At 41.3% G+C, this 23352-nt stretch carries 22 protein-coding genes, 3 pseudogenes and 1 riboswitch; of the genes and pseudogenes, 16 read left to right on the top strand and 9 right to left on the bottom strand.

Translation table 11 applies throughout. From position 1 onward, the window contains the following. The 8 genes from BkAM31D_RS20115 (at position 1) to BkAM31D_RS20090 (ending at position 5667) form a co-directional block, all read left to right on the top strand. Positions 1 to 1002 (top strand): ketopantoate reductase family protein, encoded by a 1002-nt coding sequence (locus BkAM31D_RS20115; RefSeq protein WP_180319882.1) that lies wholly within the window; start codon positions 1 to 3, stop codon positions 1000 to 1002. Continuing rightward, on the top strand, positions 920 to 1840 hold the full coding sequence (locus BkAM31D_RS20110) for a malate dehydrogenase (protein WP_066157057.1): 921 nt from the start codon (positions 920 to 922) through the stop codon (positions 1838 to 1840). The genes BkAM31D_RS20115 and BkAM31D_RS20110 overlap by 83 nt, the downstream gene beginning before the upstream one ends. Before the next feature lie 21 nt (positions 1841 to 1861). Continuing rightward, positions 1862 to 2395 carry a thiamine pyrophosphate-binding protein gene (locus tag BkAM31D_RS24580; protein WP_257391608.1) on the top strand — a complete coding sequence of 178 codons (534 nt, stop codon included), beginning with the start codon at positions 1862 to 1864 and terminating at the stop codon, positions 2393 to 2395. Next, positions 2395 to 3309 carry a hypothetical protein gene (locus tag BkAM31D_RS24575; protein ID WP_257391607.1) on the top strand — a complete coding sequence of 305 codons (915 nt, stop codon included), beginning with the start codon at positions 2395 to 2397 and terminating at the stop codon, positions 3307 to 3309. Before BkAM31D_RS24580 ends, BkAM31D_RS24575 begins: the two co-directional genes overlap by 1 nt. Further along, positions 3198 to 3575, top strand: a complete 378-nt coding sequence (locus BkAM31D_RS24570) for a thiamine pyrophosphate-dependent enzyme (RefSeq protein WP_306807475.1) — start codon at positions 3198 to 3200, stop codon at positions 3573 to 3575. Before BkAM31D_RS24575 ends, BkAM31D_RS24570 begins: the two co-directional genes overlap by 112 nt. A gap of 438 nt (positions 3576 to 4013) precedes the next feature. After that, complete coding sequence (locus tag BkAM31D_RS20100) at positions 4014 to 4649, top strand: hypothetical protein (protein ID WP_066157045.1); 636 nt, start codon at positions 4014 to 4016, stop codon at positions 4647 to 4649. Between the two features lie 276 nt (positions 4650 to 4925). Next, positions 4926 to 5010: riboswitch (cyclic di-GMP riboswitch) on the top strand. 39 nt (positions 5011 to 5049) lie between these two features. Continuing rightward, positions 5050 to 5256, top strand: a complete 207-nt coding sequence (locus tag BkAM31D_RS20095) for a hypothetical protein (RefSeq protein WP_066157041.1) — start codon at positions 5050 to 5052, stop codon at positions 5254 to 5256. 165 nt (positions 5257 to 5421) lie between these two features. Then, on the top strand, positions 5422 to 5667 hold the full coding sequence (locus BkAM31D_RS20090; RefSeq protein ID WP_066157038.1) for a hypothetical protein: 246 nt from the start codon (positions 5422 to 5424) through the stop codon (positions 5665 to 5667). A 38-nt stretch (positions 5668 to 5705) separates the two neighbouring features. Here the strand turns inward: BkAM31D_RS20090 and BkAM31D_RS20085 are convergent, their stop codons facing one another. The 3 genes from BkAM31D_RS20085 to BkAM31D_RS20075 form a co-directional block, all read right to left on the bottom strand. Beyond that, a complete protein-coding gene (locus BkAM31D_RS20085) occupies positions 5706 to 7436 on the bottom strand; it encodes a WG repeat-containing protein (protein ID WP_066157035.1) in 1731 nt (576 codons plus the stop codon). Positions 7437 to 7598: 162 nt separating this feature from the next. Continuing rightward, positions 7599 to 8732: a S1C family serine protease gene (locus tag BkAM31D_RS20080; protein WP_066157033.1), complete on the bottom strand. Its 1134-nt coding sequence runs from the start codon at positions 8730 to 8732 to the stop codon at positions 7599 to 7601. A 12-nt stretch (positions 8733 to 8744) separates the two neighbouring features. Then, positions 8745 to 9995, bottom strand: coding sequence for an FxLYD domain-containing protein (locus BkAM31D_RS20075; RefSeq protein ID WP_066157030.1), 1251 nt, complete (start codon positions 9993 to 9995; stop codon positions 8745 to 8747). A 268-nt stretch (positions 9996 to 10263) separates the two neighbouring features. Between BkAM31D_RS20075 and BkAM31D_RS23765 the strand changes: the two genes are divergently transcribed. Next, a complete protein-coding gene (locus tag BkAM31D_RS23765) occupies positions 10264 to 10434 on the top strand; it encodes a YwzD family small protein (RefSeq protein WP_157076864.1) in 171 nt (56 codons plus the stop codon). 153 nt (positions 10435 to 10587) lie between these two features. On the opposite strand, the pseudogene BkAM31D_RS20070 reads toward BkAM31D_RS23765, so the two are convergent. The 3 genes and pseudogenes from BkAM31D_RS20070 to BkAM31D_RS20060 form a co-directional block, all read right to left on the bottom strand. Further along, positions 10588 to 12197: pseudogene (locus BkAM31D_RS20070) on the bottom strand (gamma-glutamyltransferase family protein). Between the two features lie 18 nt (positions 12198 to 12215). After that, positions 12216 to 13685 (bottom strand): sodium/proline symporter, encoded by a 1470-nt coding sequence (locus BkAM31D_RS20065; RefSeq protein WP_066157027.1) that lies wholly within the window; start codon positions 13683 to 13685, stop codon positions 12216 to 12218. A 46-nt stretch (positions 13686 to 13731) separates the two neighbouring features. Further along, positions 13732 to 14466 carry a cyclase family protein gene (locus BkAM31D_RS20060; protein WP_066157025.1) on the bottom strand — a complete coding sequence of 245 codons (735 nt, stop codon included), beginning with the start codon at positions 14464 to 14466 and terminating at the stop codon, positions 13732 to 13734. Between the two features lie 139 nt (positions 14467 to 14605). On the opposite strand from BkAM31D_RS20060, the gene BkAM31D_RS20055 reads away from it, so the two are divergent. Then, entirely contained in the window at positions 14606 to 15490 is an 885-nt protein-coding gene (locus BkAM31D_RS20055; protein ID WP_066157023.1) for a LysR family transcriptional regulator, read from the top strand. Between the two features lie 2 nt (positions 15491 to 15492). Continuing rightward, positions 15493 to 15690, top strand: a pseudogene (locus BkAM31D_RS23760) (aldehyde dehydrogenase family protein); the annotation flags it as partial. A 191-nt stretch (positions 15691 to 15881) separates the two neighbouring features. Here the strand turns inward: BkAM31D_RS23760 and BkAM31D_RS20050 are convergent. Then, on the bottom strand, positions 15882 to 17258 hold the full coding sequence (locus tag BkAM31D_RS20050) for a sigma-54 interaction domain-containing protein (RefSeq protein WP_066157021.1): 1377 nt from the start codon (positions 17256 to 17258) through the stop codon (positions 15882 to 15884). Positions 17259 to 17499: 241 nt separating this feature from the next. Here BkAM31D_RS20050 and BkAM31D_RS20045 point away from each other — a divergent pair, with 241 nt between their 5' ends. The 5 genes and pseudogenes from BkAM31D_RS20045 (at position 17500) to BkAM31D_RS20025 (ending at position 21992) form a co-directional block, all read left to right on the top strand. Further along, positions 17500 to 18438 (top strand): proline racemase family protein, encoded by a 939-nt coding sequence (locus BkAM31D_RS20045; RefSeq protein WP_066157604.1) that lies wholly within the window; start codon positions 17500 to 17502, stop codon positions 18436 to 18438. 69 nt (positions 18439 to 18507) lie between these two features. After that, a complete protein-coding gene (locus BkAM31D_RS20040; RefSeq protein ID WP_066157018.1) occupies positions 18508 to 19488 on the top strand; it encodes a proline dehydrogenase family protein in 981 nt (326 codons plus the stop codon). Positions 19489 to 19650: 162 nt separating this feature from the next. Beyond that, positions 19651 to 21013 (top strand): annotated as a pseudogene (brnQ, locus tag BkAM31D_RS20035) (branched-chain amino acid transport system II carrier protein). Positions 21014 to 21178: 165 nt separating this feature from the next. Continuing rightward, positions 21179 to 21463: a LysM peptidoglycan-binding domain-containing protein gene (locus BkAM31D_RS20030; RefSeq protein ID WP_066157012.1), complete on the top strand. Its 285-nt coding sequence runs from the start codon at positions 21179 to 21181 to the stop codon at positions 21461 to 21463. After that, positions 21417 to 21992, top strand: a complete 576-nt coding sequence (locus BkAM31D_RS20025) for a LysM peptidoglycan-binding domain-containing protein (protein WP_066157006.1) — start codon at positions 21417 to 21419, stop codon at positions 21990 to 21992. The genes BkAM31D_RS20030 and BkAM31D_RS20025 overlap by 47 nt, the downstream gene beginning before the upstream one ends. 38 nt (positions 21993 to 22030) lie before the next feature. Here BkAM31D_RS20025 and BkAM31D_RS20020 read toward each other — a convergent pair whose 3' ends face one another. Together BkAM31D_RS20020 and BkAM31D_RS23755 are read right to left on the bottom strand one after the other, a co-directional pair. Continuing rightward, positions 22031 to 23086, bottom strand: a complete 1056-nt coding sequence (locus tag BkAM31D_RS20020; RefSeq protein ID WP_157108295.1) for a Fic family protein — start codon at positions 23084 to 23086, stop codon at positions 22031 to 22033. 116 nt (positions 23087 to 23202) lie between these two features. Continuing rightward, the gene (locus tag BkAM31D_RS23755; protein WP_157108294.1) at positions 23203 to 23343 is read right to left on the bottom strand and encodes a hypothetical protein; all 141 of its coding nucleotides are present in this window, start codon (positions 23341 to 23343) and stop codon (positions 23203 to 23205) included. Positions 23344 to 23352: the final 9 nt, after the last annotated feature.

Genomic DNA, 23352 nt, shown 5'->3' with positions numbered 1-23352 from the left:
ATGAAAATAGCAATCGCCGGCTCGGGCGCAATGGGATGTCGCTTTGGGTCCATGTTATTTGAGGCTGGAAATGAGGTGCTCTTAGTCGATCGTTGGGAGACGCATGTGAAGAAAATACGAGAGAACGGACTAGCTATCAAAAAGGAAGATCGTAATCAAGTGCTTTATATGGATGCTTCGTTGCCAGAAGAAAGCGAGGGGACATTCGACTTAGTGATCGTCTTTACGAAATCGATGCAGACAGATGAGATGGTGAAAAGCTGTCGTCACTTAATTGGAGATCATACCCGAGTGCTAACTCTTCAAAATGGCTTAGGCAATATTGAAACGCTTGAAACATATGTACCAAAAAGCCGACTGTTAGCAGGTGTGACGACTTTTGGTACGGAGCTCCTTGGCCCGGGTCATATTCAAGCGCTTGGTACGGGGCATGTTCACATTATGCAAGTTGACGGCGGAGAGTCAGAAGCAGTTAAAGAGATTTGTGCCGTGATGAATGCGGCAGGGATGAATGTGGAGGTCTCGCGAGATGTTTTGATTAGCATCTGGAACAAGGTTGCTTTTAACGCCGTATTAAATACGCTTTGTACGATCATCAATGACACCGTTAGTGCCGTTGGAAGCTATCAGCAAATTGATGAGGTGATCAATGCGATTGTTGATGAGATCATTGTCGTCGCAGAGGCGGAAGGAATCAACCTCAATAAAGAAGTGATTGTGAAGATGATCGTCGATGTGTTTGATCCGAAAATGTCCGGAAATCATTTGCCGTCAATGGTACAAGATCTTCATAGTGGTCGACCGACGGAAATTGATTACTTAAATGGAGCGATTGTTGAAAAAGCAAAGCGACATAACATAGCGGTTCCAACGAATGAACTCATTTACCATCTTATTCGCATGTTAGAGGGAGAAGACAATGAAAAAAATATCGATCATAGGAGCAGCCGGTACGTTAGGTGCAGCCTGTGCCATGACGTTAGCGATGAACGAGTTAGCTGATGAACTTTGCTTAATTGATGTCAATGAAACGTTTTTAGATAATCATGTGATGGATTTTGAAAATGCTTTTCCACACAAGCGAATGTATCGAGGGAGCTATCCGGACTTAAAGGATTCATCGATTGTCATTATTACAGCCGGTGTTCCGAATCGCAGCGATGTTAAATCAAGAAATGCTTATTTACAAGAGAATATCTCGATTTTCCGGAAAATAGGTCAAGTGATTGAAACGTATGTGCCTAACGCCATTATTGTAACCGCTTCAAACCCGGTTGACCTTTTAAATTATTATCTTTACAAAGCATTTGATTTTCAGCGTGAACAGTTAATCGGCTATTCATTAAATGATTCGTACCGATTTGAATGGGCTCTGCGCAGCACGTTAGGCATTGAGGCGAAGGAGCATGTCGTAAGCCCTGTGATCGGGGAGCATGGCGGGTCTCAAGTGCCACTTTTTAGCCACGTTCGAAAAAGCGGTGAGCAGCTTTCGGTAACACCGCAGCAAGAGGAACAGATCCGAGCAGAGCTTAAGACGTGGTTCGTCCGCTTTAATGAGCTCAATGTACCGCGAACAACAGGATGGACAACGGGAGTAGGGATGAGCAAGCTCGTTGCCAAGCTTTCAAAAGACGAGCCAATGGAGACCATTGGGTCCGCGATTGTTTCTGGACATTATGGGCTCGATGACATGAGTTTCGGTGTTCCAATCAAGGTAAATCGAAACGGGATTCAACAAATCATCGAGTGGGATTTAAGTGATCAAGAAACGAAGGCGCTTACCCAATCAGCCAAAACGATTCAGGCAATGATCGTGGAAAACAAAGCGTACTTTTTATAATAGAAGAAAGAGGGAGATCTAATGTATACGACAAGCACCGCTTTTTTAGAAGCGTTACAGGAAGCAAATGTTTCTTATATTTTTGCAAATTTAGGCAGTGACCATCCAGCGATGATTGAAAGTTTAGCGAAAGCACAACGAGATAACCGGGAACTACCTGAGGTTATCGTCTGCCCGAATGAAATGGTCGCCTTAAGCGCAGCTCACGGGTACGCTCAAAAAACAGGCATCCCACAAGCGGTCATCATCCACGTCGAATGCGGTACGCAAAACTTAGGCGGTGCGATCCACAATGCAGCTAAAGGAAGAGTGCCTGTCCTAATATTCGCTGGGGCGTCGCCGTTCACACAAGAAGGGGAACTGACCGGAAGTCGCAATGAATTCATTCACTGGATTCAAGATGTCTTCGACCAACGCGGCATCATGCGTGGCTATACAAAATACAATCACGAAATCCGCTCTGGAAAAAATGTCAAACAACTTGTCCACCGTGCGATGCAATTTGCGAAAAGCGAACCGAAAGGCCCGGTTTATTTAATGGGGCACGGGAAGTAATGGAAGAACAGCTGGAAGAAAAGGTTACGATCGATCCGAGCTTGTGGGAGCCGATCGCTCCAAGTGCACTCCCGCCAAAACAAGTCACAGAAATAGCCAATGATTTACGAAACTCCAAAAACCCGCTGATCGTTACCTCTTATTTAGGGCGAAACGAAGCAGCCGTGAATGAGTTAATCCGTCTCTCAGAACAATTGGCCATTCCCGTATTGGAATCATGCCCGAACTATGTGAACTTCCCGGCTGATCACGCGATGCACATCGGTTATCAATGGAACACACCGGAACAAAACAAATGGCTCGAACAAGCCGATGTCATTTTAGTGCTAGACAGTGACGTGCCTTGGATTCCGTTAAAAAATAAGCCAGGAAACGAAGCGACAATTTACTACATCGATGCTGACCCGATTAAGGAGCAAATGCCACTTTGGTACATTCCTTCGAAAAACTTTTTTAAAGCGGACTCGCAGATTGCCCTTGAGCAATTAAATGAAAAATTGAGCGCGATAAGCGACCTTGATCAAGAACAAATTTCTAATCGTTGGGAAAAATTTGAGGTCATTCACCATGAACGCAAACAAGCTTTCCGTCTCATGGAGGAGCCGGACGGTGATGCGATTACACCCGAATACTTAACCGCTTGTGTCCGTGAAATCATTGACCAAAATACGATTGTCGTCAACGAAGGCATTTCCAATTATCCAACGATCTCGAACCACCTTGAGCTAAACCGCAGTGGGATGCTCTTTGGAAGCGGAGCTGGATCACTTGGCTGGAACGGAGGAGCGGCAATCGGTATGAAATTAGCGGACCCGACGAAAACGGTTATAAGCTTAACGGGGATGGCTCCTACTTATTCAGCATCCCATCATCGGTTCACTGGATGGCCAAACGTTACGAAACACCTTTCCTAACAATTATTTACAACAATCACGGCTGGAAATCACCGAAACTATCGACACTCGGTGTACACCCAACCGGCATCGCCCAACAAACGAATCAATTCTTCGTCGACTTCACCCCAGACGCCGACCTATCAAAGATCGCCGAAGCCGCAGGAGGAGCGTACGCCAAAAAAGTGGAACGAGCAGATGAATTACGAGATGCGATTCACGAATGCTTAGAAGTCGTCAAAGGAGGAAGAGTAGCTGTCTTGGATGTATCGCTGCCGAATGTTTAAAAATAAGATGGAGATAGCTCCTTTCGCTATGCGCCTTGAGAGAAGTAGGTTACTTCTTTCAAGGTTTTTATTTGGTTACTTGGAGAGCGTAGGGTTCTAAAGGACAGTCTCGAGGGAGAAGGGGTTGGAAGTGTCCGAGAGAAGTCGTCTAAAGGACAGTCTCGCGGGAGAAGGGGTTGGAAGTGTCCGAAAGAAGTCGTCTAAAGGACAGTCTCGCGGGAGAAGGGGTTGGAAGTGTCCGAAAGAAGTCGTCTAAAGGACAGTCTCGCGGGAGAAGGGGTTGGAAGTGTCCGAGAGAAGTTGTCTAAAGGACATCTCCCTTAGCAGTTCGGGCGCAATATGTCCTTAAGCAACAATCACCCTAAAACAGCCTGTTAAAAACACCTTTATTTGGCATACTAGTAAATGGATTTTATTTTCCAAATAGGAGGGTTTTAAATGAAAAAGAATGTAACATGGTTATTCATAGTGCTGTTTATTGCGTTTCTCGCAGCGTGCGGACAGCCACAAGCAGATGAGGAACTTGATGCCGATGAAGTAGCTGAAGCCCCTGGGGAAGAGGAAGAAGCAACGGAGGAGGACGAGCAATCGGTTGAAGTTGACCGTGGTCTCTTGAACGTCGAAATTACGATTCCGCCAATGATGCTTGAAGATCAAGACATCGACCAAGTGATCGCTGATGCAAAAGAAGCCGGCGTAAAAGAAGTAACAGAAAATGAGGATGGCTCGCTTACGTATAAAATGTCGCGCTCGACTCATAACGAAATGATGAGCGAGATGAGAGAGGGAATTGAAGCGAATATCGAAGAAATCAAACAGAGTGACGATTACCCATCAATTGCGGATGTGAGATCGAACCAATCTTATTCAGAGTTTACGCTCGTTGTTGACCAAGAAGCTTTTGAAAATAGCTTTGATGGATTCGCTGCATTAGGATTAGCGATGACTGGGATGTATTATCAGATCTTTAACGGAGACGATCCAGATAAGATTGACGTAACAATTCATTTAGAAAACGCAGAGACCGGTGAAGTGTTTAATACAACTGTTTATCCGGATGCGTTTGAGGAATAAGGGAAAGCCACTACGCCTTTGGTAAGAGAGGGTGTGGTGGCTTTTTTTGGGTCTCATACACCAACCGATCAAAATTCATGGCTATTACTTTAGTAAACCGAAATGCAGGGGAAATATAGGAGTAATACCTTGAAATTACTAACTGAATTTCCTAGATAAGGGAGCAATGATATTTAGATACTAATTATCTCTTCAATAAACGTTAAGAAAAATAAAATAACCCCTACCGTTTTCACTACAACGATAGTACAATAAGCATATAACTAAAAACCTAATCGAACGAAAGGGCAAAATCATTGAAAAGTGATGACGCAAAACTATAGGGGCTAAAGTTATGAAACTATGCTAGCCAGTTGCCGAATTTAATACCTTTTGTCGATTAACAAAAGGAGGATTTAGTGTGTCTGAAACCGTTGGGAAGAAGCAACTTATTAACTATGTTCAAAAGTTAATTGAAACAAAGAACTCCTTGTTTGAGCAGCTTGAAGAAGAAGATTTAGTAGAGTTAAAGCAAATCAACCTAGGAGAGGTCAAAGCCGTTGACCTAGTTGTTCGAGACATGATTAGGGAATTTTACCTATCCGAGGAAGATTTTAAAGGTTTATAATGATTGTTTGAGCCAGCACATGTGTGTTGGCTTTTTTTAGTGGGCTGCGAAGGCAATGGAAGTTAAGAAGAACTCATTATCATCAAGGTAGGAGCAAAACGCCTCAGCCTACCCTCACCCCTAAACACTCTCCCACATAAAGTAAACGGAAGGGAGAGATCTTTAATGAATTGGCAACAAAAGGTGTGGCAACTCATGGGGCAGCCGATTGGTGTGTCTTTTAAGAACGGTCAAGGTACGTCAGGGGTTTTGTGTGATGCGTATGGAGGACAAATATATGTAATGGAATATTTGTATCAGGCTCAATTTGCTCTGAAGCATTATGATTTTCATAGCATTCAAGATATTAATCCTTTTCCTCATTGTCCGCCCCAGCAAGGGCAGCAACGGCCTTATCAACCGTTATATTAATAAAGAAAGGCCACTTCATACAAGTGGCCTTTCAACATTCATTCATGCAAAGATCGCCAAAATGAACTAGTAAAATCAAGGATTCCCTCGATTTCTTTAAAAGGGATGGTAAAGCTAGGGAAACCGGCAACATAAGCTGCGATTTCGTATGGTTCAAAGTAAAGGACAAGTGCGTCATCGGTTACGTAGAAGGCTTGGTCGGGTGTGATGCCGCGGTATTGGTCTGGGAAAAAGTAGGTATGCCCTTGTTCCATTTGGTCTTTTATCTGTTGGCCAACGATATCACTTAATTCTTTTACATAGTCACTATCTTGTTTGAAAAGGTCTTTAAGCTGATAGATTTGCCCGGTACCTAAATCAATGGAGACGTGCACTTGGTACGGCATGCCGTGTGCGGCGCCAAATGGATAGCGGTAGCCTTCTAATTTTAAGATGAGCAAATGGTTTTGGAAAAAGGCTACCGAGAAATCACCGTAGTAGCCGTAATCCAACTGAGTCGATGGAACCGGGAGTACGAGTGATTTTTGACGAAGGATGGCATTGACGTTTTTCTCAGCTTCGCCGTTTGTCATTCCTTCAATTTGTGGATAATAGACGAGATAATCTTTGTTCGGGCTGTATTTTCGAATATGAATTCGGTATTGGTCGTCGAGTGGGAAGACGGTGTTAGGTTGATAGACAATGTTGCCAGCACGATCATAATAGGACAAACTGTGGTCGACATTGGCTTGAATGACATCATCAATGATCGTGATTGTACCGATGCCTGGGATCACAGGAAGCGAGGGCTCACGCTGGCCACTTTCGTTAATGAAAAAAGTGAACTGGCCGGCTGTCGTCGAGCTGAGTCCATTTTTATATTCGGCAACCTGATCATAAAGAAAATCGGTCAACACGGAGCCGTCGGTCGTAGCGATTCCGTAGCGTGAGCCAGTAAAGGGGCGCTCCGGATCGAACGCGCGCCCAACCGCGACACGCCCGTTGCCAAGTTGCGTCATATCCTGATAGGTTGGTGGAAGAATGTAGCTCGCATCGCGATTAATCAAGCCATATTGATTGTCGATGCCTTCTGCAGCATTGACGATTGCGCGCTCGTTTTGAAATGGCAAAGCGTAAGTGAACTGTGGTTCGATCATCACAGTTCCTTGTTCATCTACATATCCCCAATTATCCTGGTACGTTTTTGCAAAGGCGATAAGTCCTTCGCTATAGCTCATCATCGACGCATAAGGATAGCTTTGAACGATGTGTCCATCACGATTAATGAGAGCAAACTCGTTCTCCTTGATTTTCACAAGAGCCTTGCCATCTGAAAAATCATAAGCGAGTTCAAACTGTAGTGGAATATGCTCGTTTCCATCCTCATCTAAATAGCCATACAAAAATTGATCGTCGCGCGTCTCGGCAAAAATCGCTCTGCCTTCCTGATAAGGGTTAATCAGTCCGTATGTTTTTTTTGTTAACACCTGACCTTGCTCATTGATAACGGAAAAACCTTCATCATCCGTCACAATGGCGCGGTTCTCTGTAAAGGGCAACATTGAATTATATTGTGGTTCGATAACGAATTGCCCTGTGTCGTTTATTAACCCGACTTTCCCGTTCAGCCTAGCAATCGCCATCCCGTTTTCCTGAAAATCATCTGCTTCCTCAAATTGAGGAGGGAGCACGAATTGCCCTTGATTGTTGATGTATCCCCAACGTTTTCCTTCTTTCGTATGAATGAAAGCGGGGAGGAGGGGTGTTAAGTTTGTTTGTAGTCTATTCATTGGATCGTCACTCCGTATGTGTTGTTTTCTCTATCATACGAATGATGGGGAAAGCCGTGCCTGTCAGGGGAGAGGCTCAGAGTATTTTCCAAAAGAAAGCTAAAAAAACACCAAAAAGCACCTCGTTTTCACGCGAGATGCTTTTTGCCGACGGTTTCGTTGCTATTCTAACTCCTCGCCCCAACCGGAGAGGATCTTCATTTGATCATTTTCATAACCGATCGTGTAAGTGACTCTGTACTGGCTGAACGTATCGCCATCGTCCGTACGTTCTTGTGCTGTAATAATGGCGACTACGGTAATCTCTTCACTGCTGTTCACTGTAAGTTCCTCGATTGAAACGGCCTTCGTATCGATATAGCCTTCTCGAAAATCTTCATAAGGTAGATTTCCTTGCCATGAGCTGCCAAGCAACGAATAGGCTGTGACATAGTCTTGCTGATCAAGGCTTTCGTAAAAGTAGCTTACGAGAAATTGTGCGTAGTCTTCGTCTAAATTGGTGTCATACTCATATTCAACGGAATTTGATGTGAAATCGAGAACTGGCAAAGTTGTCATCGGTTCTTTCGACCAGCCTTCAATAAGTGTAATCACATTAGGCATCGGAATACTAAAGCCAATCGACCCTTGATCGGCGGCAGCCGAATTGATGCCAAGCACCTCTCCGGTTTTACGGTCAATCAACGGACCGCCGCTATTGCCTGGAGCAATCGGTGCGGAAATTTGATACATGTCTTCGTAGTGATAAGGAGGAACTTCAAATGCTCGCTCCAAGCCACTGACAATCCCGGTCGTCACGGTATTTTGATAACCAAGCGGGCTTCCGATCGCCAGCACTTCATCGCCTACTTCAGCACGCTTTTTTTTCCTCATGTTGAGAGACTCTGTTCCTTTTAAGCCGTCGACACGAACGAGCGCGACATCAATCGTTTCGCTAAGGCCGATAACAGTACCGGAAAATTCGCGGTTGTCGGTCGTTTTCACTTGAACCTCTGTCGCATTGCCGACGACGTGGGCATTCGTGACGACATCGCCTTGGTCGTTATATAAAAAACCAGAGCCGAGAGAGTCGTCCTCAAGTTCAATGTGAACAACGAGTTTTTGTGTTTCATCGATAATCTCTTTTAATTCTCTTTCTGCAGACGGATCTTCTCCTTCAAGTGGGGCACTTGCTAGAAGCATAGATTCCGTATTTAGTTGACTCGGTACATCATCTTTTATGGAGAAAAATGCATAAGCACCAGCTCCCCAGATGAAGACGGTCAGCAAGCTGCTGATGATCCACTGTTTCTTCATTTCTTTCGCTCCTTATTCGACATACCATGAGATGTTTTCAATTTCAACGTCTACCTCTTCAAAAAGATAAAACACTGTATCCTCAAATGATCCTGGTTCGCCGCGGCCGATGTAATAAGGATAGACGGTTGTTGACCCGTCATAAAGGTGTTCACCCTCAACGTCATACACTGCATATTCAATAGTCACGGCTGAAATATCTTTTGTCGCGACATTTTTAATTTCGCCGCTCACGTACAAATCACCGAACTCATCGACTTCGTAATCGAATGAAATGACTTCAACAGCAGCGGTTTGGTTTTGGAGCTCTTCTTGGGCAGCTGCTTCGAGTGCCTGCTCAAGCCGGTTTTGCTCAGCTTGTTCAAACGCATTTCGCTCCTGTTCAATTTTCTCCTTAAACGAAAGCAATGTTTGATGATCTCTTACATACTCAAGTGCTTGGTTGATCGTTGCGATCGCAGCAGAAAACTGCTTATTCTCGAGCTGTTGCTGGGCTTGTTCACTTGAAATCTGAACCATTTTTGTTAAAATCTGTTCTTTTACAGCGGCTGCTTCTTCTGTTGATAACGTCGCAAGTCGGTTCAGCTTATCGGCTAATTGACTTACGGTCGTAAGCTCGCTTAACTCCTGCTTAATTTTGCCAACAGCGATCGTCACTTCTTTGGCGGTCAACAGTTCACTAAATCCTTCAAACAACGGATCAACTTCTTGGCCAATCGCTTCTTTTAAAGAAAAAAGACTCGCTTCGGCATCAAGAAACTCCTGTTTACGCATTTGATCAGTAATTGCTGCCAACTCAGCAGTATATACGGAAGCACGACGAACGGCCTCCAAATTCTGCTCTAACACAGAATAAGCAGGACGAATATGTAAAGCTTGCTCTAGTTGCTCTTCAGCCTTCGAATATTCACCACTTAACGCAGCTTGTTCCGCTGCTTGTTGCAAGTGAAGCACTTCTTCATTTTTATTCGTTTCATGGTAATACGCTGCTGATACACCGCTACAGACTAGTAACAGGCTAATCACAGGGATTAAAAGCGGTCCCTTTTTGAAGGTGCGTTGGATTCGTTTCACACGCTTTTCATTTTGTTGTGGTAGAGGGGATTCAGCCGTTGCGGCAACCTCTGATTCTACCATCGTTTCATTCTCTACTTCAATAGGAGATGGCTCTTTCTCGATCGCCTGCTCGATTACTTTTTCTCCACAATTTGAGCAAAAACGAGCCTTTTCATTTAAGGGCTCCCCACAATTCTGACAAAACACGATCATAATCCTCCCATTTTGCAGTCTACAACTAACGATAAACTAGATTTGCTTTGCTGTCACGTGTTGGTTCATGGTTAAATTTGGTAATGGTAGGATTCTACAAGGAATAACGCGGAATTTGTCGATAAACGATGATACAGTTTAGAAAATTCTAATGGTATGATAGGAAAGTAGATTTGTTAAAAACGCTACTTTAGACATAGATAAATAGAATGAGTAGTGCGCTTGTGAAATTCATGAAACTAAGGTGGGGAATTAAAAAGACATGAGTGCCGTGAAAGATATCGAAAAATTAACACAAAAGCATCTCGTTAAAATTTTAGAGGATGCTTACAAAAAAGGAACGGAATCCGCGGATTTAAATTCAAGACAACTGGTCGAAGAGATCGCTACTTTTTTAAAGCCTTTTGTTAAATCAGATCAACTAGAACGCTAAGCGCAATACTTGTAACCAAGTCGATTGCTTAGGGTTCTTTTTTTGTTTTTAATATTATTAGTTGTAATGATTATGGGTGTAGGGTGGAGTTTTGAATTAGTGGAACCCATGACACGAAGGTTGAGGTAAAACCTTGTGTCATGAGCGCATTTTTTACCAGGCGGCCACAAATCCGTCGGTTCTTGATTCTGATCCCCCGCATAAGACACCGCTTTCTGGATCTTTCCAGATAATTTGCCTCTGCCAAAGTTTCCGTAGTCGAGATTGACTTTTACATTGTGGCCTTTTCGTATGAGTGCTTCTGCGATATGGTTAGGGAAGGTTTGTTCGACTTCCACGGTGTTGTTATCAATCCATTGCCATCTAGGAGAGTCTAGGGCAGCTTGTGGATGAAGACCAAAATCAATTGTATTCATCAAAACTTGTAAGTGACCTTGTGGCTGCATAAACCCGCCCATTACGCCGAAGGGACCGACCGCTTTATTGTCCTTTGTTAAAAAGCCAGGAATAATAGTGTGATACGTACGTTTTCCTGGTTCGAGCCGATTAGCGTGGTTTGGATCGAGTGAGAAATTATAGCCACGGTTTTGTAATGCAATGCCTGTTCCAGGTACAACAAGCCCTGACCCGAATGCTTTGTAGTTACTTTGAATAAAAGACACCATATTGCCTTGATCATCTGCTGTTGCTAGGTAGACGGTGCCGCTATAGGCGGGAGAGCCACACTCCGGTAATTGAGCTTTATCGGTAATGAGGCGACCGCGTTCTATCGCATAAGCAGAAGAGAGAAGTTGATCAACTGATAGTGGCATTTTGTCATGTTCGGTAATGTATTGCTGTCCATCGGCAAAAGCAAGTTTCATTGCCTCAATCTGCATGTGGTACGTATCAAGGTTTTCTTTTTCTTTTATTTCAAATTTGTCCAGGATGTTGAGGGCCATCAATGCGATTAGTCCTTGGCCGTTAGGAGGAATCTCCCATACGTCATAGCCGCGGTAATTAACTTTAATTGGATCGACCCATTCTGGTTTATACGTTTGGAGATCTACAAAATCAAGGAAGCCGTTATTCAGCTTTGAAAATGCAATGATTTTAGCCGCTAATTCTCCTAAATAAAATGACTCAGCATTTGTTTCGCCGATTAGCCTGAGTGTGCTAGCGTGATCAGGTGAGCGCCATATTTCTCCCGCTTTTGGAGCTCTTCCTTTTGGGGCAAAGGTGTCAAACCAAGGATGAAACTGTTTGTCGGTTAATTGAGTTTTGTAGCTTTCGTAGGCTTCTTCCCAATATTTACTTAAAACTGGAGAAACCGGGTAGCCTTCTTCAGCATATTGAATAGCCGGCTGTAAAACATCAATGAGTGGTAATGTTCCGAAACGTTCTGATAAAGCTGCCCAAGAAGCAGGTGCCCCCGGTACGGTTACAGGAGTCCATCCGAATTGCGGAATTCTTTCATGCCCTAGTGCTTTCAGCGCCTCAATCGAAATCGATTGAGGGGAGGGACCGCTACCATTTAACCCATATAATTGGTCTTTCACCCAAACGAGAGCGAACGCATCTCCACCAATGCCATTAGAAGTTGGTTCCAATACAGTTAAACAAGCGGCAGTTGCAATCGCCGCATCAATGGCATTTCCACCTTGTTTTAAAATATCTAAACCAGCTTGGGAAGCAAGTGGCTGCGATGTGGCCACCATCCCGTTTTTAGCAAAGACAGGTGTTTGAAAAGAAGAATAAGGATGATACGTAGGGTTAAAATGCATAAGTGAACAGCTCCTTTTTTAAGTATTGAGTGTTGGTTGTGTTTTCTCTGTATGATTTGAATCTTGGTTTATATCAGGGAAAAGTAGGCTAAAGACAATTCCGAAAAATCCAGCAATGAAAAACGTCGTAATTCGAGCAGTAATGATTTGATCAAGTGGTGTGGAGATCCAAATAATTGTAAAAATTAATCCGGACAAAATCGTCGAGATTACGCCGATGCTTGAATAGCGATTCCAAAAGAAGGCTAGAATAATCGCCGCAGAAAGTGTACATGCGACTCCGGCCCAGGCCCAGCTTGTGACTACATACACTAACGCATTGGAAGTAAGCGCAACAACGAGTCCGACAAGTGCGCCAACAATAACTGTTAGTCTTGAAATATTCACCAATTGTTTGTCAGATAAATTTAAGCCTAAGCCTCTGTGGAGAATATCCTCACTGACTGAACTTACAACAACGAGCAATTGCGAATCTGCAGTTGTTACAATTGCTGCGATAATACCTGCAAGCAATAGACCAGCAATCCAAGGGGGAGCAAGCTCCATAATCATAAACGGTAAAATCGTTTCAGGATCAGAGAAGCTACCCGCACCGTATAATGTAAGCGCTGACAATCCTATGATCGTTGTACCGAAGTAAACAATAACCGACCAAATGACAACTGTTGTTAACCCGATTTTGGCATCTCTTTCATTCTTTAAAGCCATGAAACGTGCACTTAACTGAGGTTCCCCCCCTAAATACCCAAAGAGCCACGCAAAGTTGTTAAATAATAACACTCCTAAAGCAAAGCCAGTTAGTCCGCCTGTTAATGAATCGAATCCTGGACCTGCTTCTGTAAGAGCAACACTTATTGATAGGTCATTTGTTGATATTTGATATAAAGCAAGAATGGGAACAATTGTCAATGTTGCAAGCATCATAATTCCTTGGATTACGTCGGTCCAAACGACTGAGATAAAGCCTCCTCCAAACGAAATGGCGATAACGATGATAGTACAAATGATCATCCCTGTGACAAGGTCAATTTGAAAAGTCGTAAAGAAGGTTTTCCCAGCACCAGCTATTTGTGCACCTAAATAAAACATGAAGAACACAATGATTAACATTCCGCCTAGACTTTGAATGAGACGACTATGTTTTCCAAATCTCCCTGCTAAATAACCTGGGATCGTTAGGGCATTATATTTATCTCTTACTTTAATAAAACGTTTAGCAAGGAAGGCCCACGCAGTAATAATTCCAATCGCAGATCCAACCGATACCCAAATTGCAGATAAACCAGTTGAAAAAACAAATCCGGTATAACCGATCATGATCCATGCTGAGGCACCAGTTGCTCTCTCTGAAAGTCCAAGTGCCCAACCGGGTAATGTTTTTCCACCTAAGAGAAATTTAGAATGGTCCATTTTTACTCTACTAAAGACAATTCCGATTGCGATCATCATTAAAAAATAAAGGAATACAACGACCATGATTACATTCATACTCATCACACACCTTTCGTACAAATCTTATTTTCACTAATGTTGCTTAACTTTCAATCGCGATTACACGAGCTTGAGCAGCATCTCCGTCTTTCAGCTTTAATGGTAAAGCAACCACTATAACTCTTTCTTTTTGAATAGAAACTAAGTTTGTACACCATTCGATTAACACAATACCAGCTCCAAGCAATGTGTGATGACTAGGGTAGGAGTTTTTTGGATTAGCAATCAATGAACCGGTTTTTGGGCAAGTTGAGAGCGGTGCCAAATCTGTCATGAAGTCATTTAATAGCGCTTTGATTTTCTTTTCCGCAAGCCATTTTCCTGCGTCTTCAGACAAATATATCATTTTCTCCCAAAACTCTTGAGTGCCGAAAGCTTTATCGGTCCACCCTGTGCGGATGATAGCGATATCTCCTTTCTTCACTTCAACTCCTGAATCTTCAAGATCTTTTGCAGTAATGCCTTCAGACGGTTGCTTATGCATCATATCAATGACAACTGCCTCGCCAACTAATTGTTCAAGTGAAACTTCATTAATAGGAGTGCCATTAGGAAAAAAATGAGCTGGAGCATCAATGTGTGTGTACGAATGAGTCGTTGTTGAAAATGTTTGAACAAATGATCCTTGCTTTCCAATCGTAGTGAGTGCTTTCATTTTAGTTGGTGGTTCTTCTGCGCCACTTACAATGTTTCTTGGAAATTGAATCCAAGAATCAGCGGACTTTACTTCTAAAGTGAGATCGATCAATCTTTGGTTCGTTTGGGTAAAAACATTCACAATCAACATTCTCCTTTCTATTTGTCTGAAAAATCTTTCATTTCAGTTAATTAAACTGTATACTACATAAATTAATAAATCTAATATCTAAATTTGATAGATTGATAAATAAAAAATATCAATAAGGAGGGGTTCACAAATGGAGTTAAGGCATTTGAGATATTTCACAACAGTCGCAAAAGAACTTCATTTTGGCAATGCGGCGAAAAACCTTCACATTGCACAACCAGCATTGAGTCATCAAATTAAGCAACTAGAAGAAGAAATTGGCGTGAAGCTATTGCACCGAACACAACGAAAGGTGGAGTTAACGGAAGCTGGGAAAGTGTTTTTGCTTCGAGCAAAGGAAATTTTAAAAAATGTAACAGAGGCATGTGATGAAGCGAGAAGTGTTTCGAGTGGGGAGTTAGGACAAATTAAAATCGGCTTCACGGGCTTTGTAACTTACGACATATTGCCTTCGATTATCCGGAATTACCAGAGCGAATTCCCGAATGTGAAATTGCTTCTGAAACATTTAACTACAACCGAACAAGTGAAAGCACTTAACGAAGGAATCATTGATATTGGCATTTTAATTCCTCCTATCGAAGAGAGGAAGTTGAAGCTTGCCTTTTTACGTGAAGAGGATTTTGTGATGGCTTTGCCTAGGGAGCAGTTTCATGACAAAGAAATATCAGGAATCAAGTTAATCGATCTAGCTAATGAACGCTTTATTATGCCTACACGAATATCTGGGCCTGGCTATTATGATTTGATTATCAGCCTCTGTTATCATGCTGGCTTTAGTCCAAATACCGTTCAAGAAGCACAGGAATTACAAACAATCATCTCATTAGTCGCTTCCGGACTGGGAGTAGCGATTGTACCAAACTCGTTAAGGTTTGCAGATAATGAAAATGTTCTATATGTCCCGATTCAAGATGGGGGATATAGGATGAAAACAGCGCTGGCTTGGGGCGAGGGCCAAGATTCTCCGGCAATTGAGCAATTTATTAATTTTGTAAGAGAGTGTAATTATTGAGTAGTAGAGCAGAAGTTGGTGATTATTTAGTTGATCATCCTAAGACAGCATTAATTACGACTACTGGTCTTGTGAAGTAGGAACTAGGTTGTATGAAAGGACAGCGATCCGTACATCCAGGGCAAACTCATTTTAAAAGAGTAATTGTTGAGATGGGTGGTAAGGATACAGTTGTTGTAGACAAAGATGCTGACCTCGATTGAGCAGCCGTGGCGATTGTTTGTTATCATCCGTTAGTAGATTTAAAATGTCTGTTACTGATTCAAAAGCTGGAGTCCAGATTACTTAACACATCTTATGATGGCAAAAACAATTTCAGAAATGTATTGATTTGATGGTTGCAAATTACCCTTCTTGATAGTTCAAGAAGGGTTTGTTTATGATCCTAATGTTAGGTTTTTATGCTATATTGTTTGATTTTATTGTAAAGGCTTACTCTTGATATACCTAATTTTTTTGCGGCAGCACTTTTATTTCCGTAAGTTTCTATTAGAACTTCTTCAATGCGCTCTTTTTCTAATAGGGCCTTTTCCTGTGCCAATCCATCTCTATCGATATCATTTTCAGTTATTTGGGCAGGAAAAATAGAAGTGATGTCTTCTGCGTGAATGTGAGATTTATCGGTTAATATAGTAATTCTTTCAACAACATTTCTTAGTTCTCGAATATTACCGGGCCAATGGTAATTAATAAACATCTCTATAGCACTGTCTAGTAGTTGAGGAGTTTCTTTTTGATATCTAATAGAAAACTCATGGATGAAACCTTTAACTAACAACGGAATATCTTCAATTCTTTCTCTTAGTGGAGGAATGCTCAGGGTGACAACATTTAAGCGATAATATAAGTCTTCTCGAAATAATCCTTTTTGAACCATTTCTTTTAAATCACTATTAGTGGCAGCTACAATTCTAATATTTACATTTATAGGTTTGTTTCCACCAATACGAGTTACTTCTCTTTCTTGTAAAACTCTTAATAATTTTACCTGCATATCTATTGGAAGTGTACCAATCTCATCTAAAAATAATGTTCCTCCATTAGCCATTTCTACTTTGCCTGCTTTCCCATCTTTATAAGCACCGGTAAAGGATCCCTTTTCATAGCCAAAGAATTCACTTTCAAAGAGTGCTTCAGGAATTGCGCCGCAGTTAATGGCAGTAAAAGGTTGATCCTTTCTGAGACTTGCTTCATGGATTCCTTGTGCGAACAACTCTTTTCCTACTCCACTTTCGCCATGAACCAGAACGGTAGCATCTGTCTTTGCAATTTTATTAGCTAAAGCCTTTACGTTTTTTAAAGCTGGGCTGGTGCCTTTAATATCGGAAAATGGTCCTATTTGCTCCTGCATTTTATATTGCTGTTTAATTTTTTGTAATTGAGTTGTTGTGAGGGTGAGTTTTTCATTTAATTTCACGGTATTTGTAATATCTTGATCGATTGATATAGCGCCGATTAATGTTCCTGATTGATCAAAAACGGGAGATGAACTAATTAACACGTGCTTGTCTTTCCTTGGTTGGTGATAAACATTAAATACAGGTTCTCTCGTTTTAAGGATTTCAAGTAGTTTTAAGCTGTCTTTTTTGAAAAAATCACTTAATTTTTTATTTTGTATATCGTTTAATGGTATGCCATAGATCTCCTCAGCCTGTGGACTCCAGTACTTTACTACCCCAGATGAGTTAATGATCACGATAGCGTCCGAGCTTGTACTGATCAAAGCCTTCAAGTAATCAAGTGAATGGTCAAGCACATTTTCCCCCATAACGTACACCCTTTCTTAGAATCATTGTAAATGTTAAGTGGAAGATTACAATTTTGTAAAAAAAATAAACAATTACAATTCTACTGGACTTACAGAAGTATTGCAATATAAGGAATAGTAGGACTTTTGAGAATTGGCACGGTCGTTGCATATATGGTTTTTGTAGAAAAACAAAATGTTTATTGGGGGGAACAAATTGGGAGATTTGGTGGATTTTATTGAGACAATTGATGCTCATACGATGGGGGAAGCGGCGAGAATCGTCATAAATGGAATTCCAGAAATTCACGGAAAAACAATGATGGAAAAGAAACTTCATATGAAGTCGGAAATGGATAGTGTTAGAAAGCTTCTTATGCACGAGCCGAGAGGACATTTAAATATGTTCGGTGCTGTTTTAACAGAACCGTGCGATTCCAACTGTGATCTAGGTGTTTTATTTATGGATAGCGGAGGTTATCTAAACATGTGTGGGCACGGAACGATAGCGGCCGTTACAGTAGCCATTAATAATGGTCTACTTGAGAAAAAAGACAAAGTATTTCTTGACACTCCCTCTGGGGTCGTAGAATGCCAAATTGCTTATGAGCAGGAAAAAGTCAAGGAAGTCTCTTTTATTAATGTTCCAGCATTCCTATTACAAAAGAATGTAAATGTTTTGGTGAGAAATGTAGGTGAGGTGATAATGGATATCGCTTTTGGCGGGAGTTTCTTTGCGATTGTTGATGCAAGACAGTTTGGTTTAGAACTAAAGATCGCAGAGCAAGACACGATTGAAATGTTAGGGTTGGCCATTAGAAAAGCGGCGAATGAGAAATTACGGATTTGTCATCCTGAGATACCAGCTATTAATTCAATTGACCTAGTAGAGTTTAGCTTAGAGCTAGGACGAAATCATTACAAAAATACAGTTGTATTCGGAGATGGACAAATAGATCGTTCACCTTGTGGTACTGGTACATGTGCAAAACTAGCTACTCTGAATCTTGAAATCGGTGATCAAATCATTCAGGAAAGTATAATAGGTTCTACATTTAAAGGAACGGTAGTCGGCAAGACGAATATTCAACAGTTTCAAGCGATCATTCCTAAAATAACAGGAGCAGCGTGGATTACAGGGATTCATAAATTTTCATTGGATTCAACTGACCCTTATACTGAGGGGTTCTTATTAAAGTAGATATTAGTAGTCTACACACGTCATGAATAAAGATAAGATAGAAATTTTTAAATGGAGGAAATTACTACTATGGGATTAACCAAAGATTTCTTTATATTTCTTTCTCAAAATAAACTTCTGAACAACAGTGCTAAAAAATGGGGACTCAAAGTAGGAGCACAATCTGTTGTTGCTGGAACCAATATTGAAGAGATGGTGCAAAGTGTTAAAAAATTAAATGAAAAAGGGATATCTGCAACAATCGACAACTTAGGAGAGTTTGTGTTTGAAAAGGAAGAAGCCACTAAAGCAACAGAACAAATTATCGCGGTCATTGAAGCGATTCAAGAAAATAAACTAGATGCTCATATTTCATTAAAACCTACTCAATTAGGTCTTGATATTGAATACAATTTCTGTTTAGAAAATCTAAGAAAGATTGTCGAGGTAGCTCATAAATATAATATTTTTATTAACTTTGATATGGAAGATCATAGTCACTTACAACCTTCCTTTGATATCATTGATGAACTTTTAAGAGACTTTGAGAATATCGGTACTGTTATTCAAGCTTATTTCTATCAATCTCAAACAAACATTGAAAAATATAAAGGTTACCGGTTGCGTATCGCAAAAGGTGCCTATAAAGAACCGGAAAGCCTGGCGTATCAAGACAAAGATGAGATAGATCGAAACTTTATGAAACTAATAGAGTATCATCTGTTAAATGGAAAGTTTACTTCTATTGCGACACATGATCACAATATTATTAATCGTGTTAAAGCGTTTGTAAAAGAAAAGAAGATTCCAAACGAAAAGTTTGAATTTCAAATGCTTTATGGGTTTCGGAAAGACTTGCAATTAAAGTTAGCAGAGGAAGGATATAACGTCTGTATCTATGTGCCTTTTGGAGTAGACTGGTATGGCTATTTCATGCGACGTTTGGCTGAACGGCCTCAAAACCTTAACTTGGTAGTCAAACAGATGTTTAATAAGCGAACAAATGCTGTAATTGGAACTCTCGCTGGTGGCTTTATATTAGGAAGAGTCAGCAAAAGAAGGCAAATTTAGTTTACTAAGTCAGGTCCAGAAGATAATAGTTATTGCTTTTTTGTTAACGATCTTCTAAAAGTAGGATATAGATATATTTAATTAGAAAATCTTAGGGAGAGAGTAAATCGGAATAGTGGAAGAAGTGATGTATTCTTTTAGTTTAATTTAGGGGGAAACATAATGGAAAATAGATTACCATTTTCACAAGTACTTGCTATTGGTTTAATGCTTTTTGCAATGTTTTTAGGTGCCGGCAACGTTATTTTTGCACCAATGGTGGGTCAACAGGCAGGAACGAACACTTGGGTTGCTATGGGTGGCTTCTTAATAACAGGGGTGGGTTTGGTATTATTAGCAATTGTTGCTCTAACTCGAGGGGAGGGACCGTAGAAAAACTTGCAGGGAGAGTCCACCCTCTGTTCGGAGTCATTTTTTCGATATTACTTTTTTTAACGCTTGGGCCCATTTATGTAATCCCCGAACTACATCGGTTGTATATGAGATTGCAATAAATCCGTTAGTTCAAACGAATACAAATACTAGTATTTATTTACTGATATTCTCTGTTGTTTTTATTTTCTTTACGATATTACTCTCATGGAATACCACTAAGTTTGTAGATCGATTAGGGAAGATAATCACACCGGTTTTTTCCGTTTTATTAATTGTGCTAATAGCAAAATCGATTTTAACACCTATGGGGAACATTGGACAACCTCAAGAAAATTATCTGAGTGGCACCTTCTTGAAAGGGTTTACACAAGGGTATTATACAATGGACGTTCTTGCTGCCTTTGTTTTTGGAGGTATCTTTATAAAATCAATTAGTTCATTAGGTATTAAGTCTGAAAAAGCAGTTTCTAAGCTTTTTATTAAAGCTGGATTGATAACGGTTTTAGGGCTGATTGCTTTACAAGTATCAATGGCATGGTTAGGTGCCTCAAGTGTCGATGCAATCGGACTAAAAGATAATGGCGGAGAAGTATTAGCCCAAAGTTCAATCGTTCTATTTGGCCAGTTTGGGATTTATATTATTGGAACTGTTATATTACTAACAGCCGTTACAACAAATGTTGCCTGCTTAGCAGCTGTGTCCGAATATTTCGAAAGAATTTTACCGGGAATATCGTACAAAAAATGGCTGCTGATATTTTCTGTTATGAGTTTAGTCATTACAAATTTTGGGTTGAGTAAGATTCTTCAATTAGCATCTCCAATTTTACTCTTGCTGTATCCTTTGGCAATTGCTTTGATCGTTTTAATCTTAACGAACAATCTATTTGGTGGTCATCAGTCTGTTTATAAAGGAACGGTGATTGGTGTTGGCGTGATAGCAATTGTAGATGCTTTAAAGGATGCAGGTATGTCATCAGAAACAATAAATGGTTTCTTTGGATTCATTCCATTATTTGAATATGGAGCTGGATGGTTTGTTACTGGCCTAATTGGTTTTGTTATTGGATTAATTGCCGCAAAAGCAACAAATGAACCGGCTGTAATAATTGATATAGCTGGACAGGAGGTCAGCAAAAAGGGTGCTTAATTGTTTAGGTACCTGTCATTCTCGAAATTCGAGGATTGACAGGTACCTTTTTCTCGTAGCTGATTTACGCAACAATCCTCCCACTCCTCTCTAGCTCAAAAATCAAGCATATCTTCCTGTTTCGACATCATAAAATTGAATATCCATCCAAAAGGAGCGGTGTGTATGGCGATGATGTTTGGGACGCATATTTTGCATACGGTGGAGCCGGGAGATACGGTGTACCGTCTTGCGGGGAGGTATGACAGTACCGTTGCGGCTATCACTCGGGCGAATGCTTTGTATCCACCTTTTGTTGAGCCTTATCAAATGTATCCGAATCAAGTTCTAATCATTCCTAAGACGATCTCGGGTGAGACGGTAACACTGTATGTGGTGCAGCGGGGGGGAGACGATTTGGAGGGTGGCTCAGCGTTTCTTTACGACACCAGATCTTTTAGCGGGAATTAATGCAACGATTCAAAATCCAACTTTTCTTTATCAAAATCAGCAAATTCAAGTTCCGGCCGCTGTCTATGAAGTGGAGGTAGGTGATAGCTTTTCCTTGATTGCCGAACAGCTAGGAATCACGGTCAGCTCCTTGATTCAAGCGAATGCCAATCGAGTCACGGTATCAGAAGATGTGCTTTATCCTGGGATGAGGCTGATTGTGCCTTTGCCGCTTGCTACAAACATCGTGATTACCGAACCATTTGCGGGAAACGTGATTTTTGACCGTAGTGGGATAAGTGGATACGCGAGGGCTTTTGAAGCGAATGTTTTGTACCGAGTTGTTGATGATAATGGGGTTGGGGTAACGGGAGAACGCTTTACAACGGCTGAGTTCGGAGCACCTGCTTTTAGCCGTTTTCACGATGTCATTCCTTTTGATCAGCAGCCTACCGCTAGTACTGGGGTGCTTGAAGTGTATACGAGAAGTGCTGCAGATGGTTCAGTCCAGGACTTGGTTCGTGTGCGTGTGAAATTTAACATTTCTTGAAGCGATAAAGAGGCGGGCACCGTCTGTGCCCGCCTGTCTCAATCCTTCAATATATGCATTGATAACTTTAGTTCGAAAATCGCTCTTGGACGTCCTTTTGTATAAGGCATTTCCTCTCCGACTGTTGTTAGATAGCCATGTGTCGCAAACTTTTTAAGGAGTCGCTCGGCTGTTCTTCGGCTAACGCCTAAATAGTCAGCAAGATCATTTGACGTGAAAGAAGAGGTTTCTCTCTGATTCACAAATTGAATGATCTTATTTACGTTCGCTGTGCTTATTTGCAACGTTTTCGCAAGGATTTGTCGTTCTTCATTTTCGGTTTTGGTGTTGTGTTCTTTTTTGTCTTCGTTTAATGGGCCGATGACTCGTTTTTCCTCAGTCATGATAAAGACACTTTGTTGATACGGTGCTTCTTTCGCATAGGTTAAAGCCATTTCCGCATGATTTTCTGCTTCTTTCACTGTCCTCCCAAATCCAAATCCAATCTGAATCTTTGTTGCTTCTCCTGTAAAAACGGGAAACGACTGGAATTGCCTCGTTGCATCTGCAATGCTGCCTTTTGTCCCGAAAAGCTTTAGATTATCCTCCTCGATTTGAATAGAGGCTTGAATCGTTTTGGCAAACTGTACAAGCTGATCTTTGATCGCACCTACTTGTTTTGATCGAGACTTTGACACGTCGTTCAAGGATTCGATCTTGACGAGACCGGCTGCAATTTGCGCACGATTACGCTTTTCTAATTGTACGATTGTTTTGGCTTCTTTTAGACAATCGATGATGCTTTTTTGCGGTTCGAGCATTTTTAAGCACGGGATTCCTTTTGCCGTTAGTCGGTCGTAGATGGCGTGCACGCTTGTTAAGGCTAATCTTGTCGAGCCTTGATTTTGTAATGAGGTATGAAATGCTTCGATCTCATCTAAGTCAAATTGCTCGACGCGTTTTTCTAAAATCATTGGATAGTCGATCACGTGAAGAGGTTTCACGGTTATTTGTAAGTCGTTTAAGACATTTGCAAGATAAGAGCGATCGGCTAGGTCAATCGATATCCGTTCCAGCGGAAGTTGGTGGTGCTGTTGAATCCAAAAGAGTGACAATGTTAGAGCGTGTTCATTGAAAGATTGGTACACAGCTGGAATCGGTAGTTTCTTTCTTTCAGAACTTGCATAAAGATAAGGCAGCAGTCCAGAGAAATATAGGACATCACATGGTTTTAGGTTCTTAATAAGAAAAGTCGTATCCCGGGGTCTTTATATATGTAAGGAATGAGTTCGATCTTCTTCACTTGATCTTCATACGTTTTAACTTGGTTGAAAAACTCTTGTGAACCAAATACAGCAATCTTTATTTTCATCGTTCTCTC

The organism is Halalkalibacter krulwichiae, from assembly GCF_002109385.1.
Taxonomy (GTDB): Bacteria; Bacillota; Bacilli; order Bacillales; family Bacillaceae_D; genus Halalkalibacter; species Halalkalibacter krulwichiae.
The sequence above is the reverse complement of the archived record's forward strand: the minus strand, read 5'-3'. Positions and strand labels throughout refer to the sequence as shown.

What these genes read in the sequence shown, in the direction of transcription:
- BkAM31D_RS20115 (WP_180319882.1), top strand. Translation starts at nt 1, where the DNA reads ATGAAAATAGCAATCGCCGGCTCGGGCGCAATGGGATGTCGCTTTGGG.
- BkAM31D_RS20110 (WP_066157057.1), top strand. Translation starts at nt 920, where the DNA reads ATGAAAAAAATATCGATCATAGGAGCAGCCGGTACGTTAGGTGCAGCC.
- BkAM31D_RS24580 (WP_257391608.1), top strand. Translation starts at nt 1,862, where the DNA reads ATGTATACGACAAGCACCGCTTTTTTAGAAGCGTTACAGGAAGCAAAT.
- BkAM31D_RS24575 (WP_257391607.1), top strand. Translation starts at nt 2,395, where the DNA reads ATGGAAGAACAGCTGGAAGAAAAGGTTACGATCGATCCGAGCTTGTGG.
- BkAM31D_RS20100 (WP_066157045.1), top strand. Translation starts at nt 4,014, where the DNA reads ATGAAAAAGAATGTAACATGGTTATTCATAGTGCTGTTTATTGCGTTT.
- BkAM31D_RS20090 (WP_066157038.1), top strand. Translation starts at nt 5,422, where the DNA reads ATGAATTGGCAACAAAAGGTGTGGCAACTCATGGGGCAGCCGATTGGT.
- BkAM31D_RS20085 (WP_066157035.1), bottom strand. Translation starts at nt 7,436, where the DNA reads ATGAATAGACTACAAACAAACTTAACACCCCTCCTCCCCGCTTTCATT.
- BkAM31D_RS20080 (WP_066157033.1), bottom strand. Translation starts at nt 8,732, where the DNA reads ATGAAGAAACAGTGGATCATCAGCAGCTTGCTGACCGTCTTCATCTGG.
- BkAM31D_RS23765 (WP_157076864.1), top strand. Translation starts at nt 10,264, where the DNA reads ATGAGTGCCGTGAAAGATATCGAAAAATTAACACAAAAGCATCTCGTT.
- BkAM31D_RS20065 (WP_066157027.1), bottom strand. Translation starts at nt 13,685, where the DNA reads ATGAATGTAATCATGGTCGTTGTATTCCTTTATTTTTTAATGATGATC.
- BkAM31D_RS20055 (WP_066157023.1), top strand. Translation starts at nt 14,606, where the DNA reads ATGGAGTTAAGGCATTTGAGATATTTCACAACAGTCGCAAAAGAACTT.
- BkAM31D_RS20050 (WP_066157021.1), bottom strand. Translation starts at nt 17,258, where the DNA reads ATGGGGGAAAATGTGCTTGACCATTCACTTGATTACTTGAAGGCTTTG.
- BkAM31D_RS20045 (WP_066157604.1), top strand. Translation starts at nt 17,500, where the DNA reads ATGGGGGAAGCGGCGAGAATCGTCATAAATGGAATTCCAGAAATTCAC.
- BkAM31D_RS20040 (WP_066157018.1), top strand. Translation starts at nt 18,508, where the DNA reads ATGGGATTAACCAAAGATTTCTTTATATTTCTTTCTCAAAATAAACTT.
- BkAM31D_RS20030 (WP_066157012.1), top strand. Translation starts at nt 21,179, where the DNA reads ATGGCGATGATGTTTGGGACGCATATTTTGCATACGGTGGAGCCGGGA.
- BkAM31D_RS23755 (WP_157108294.1), bottom strand. Translation starts at nt 23,343, where the DNA reads ATGAAAATAAAGATTGCTGTATTTGGTTCACAAGAGTTTTTCAACCAA.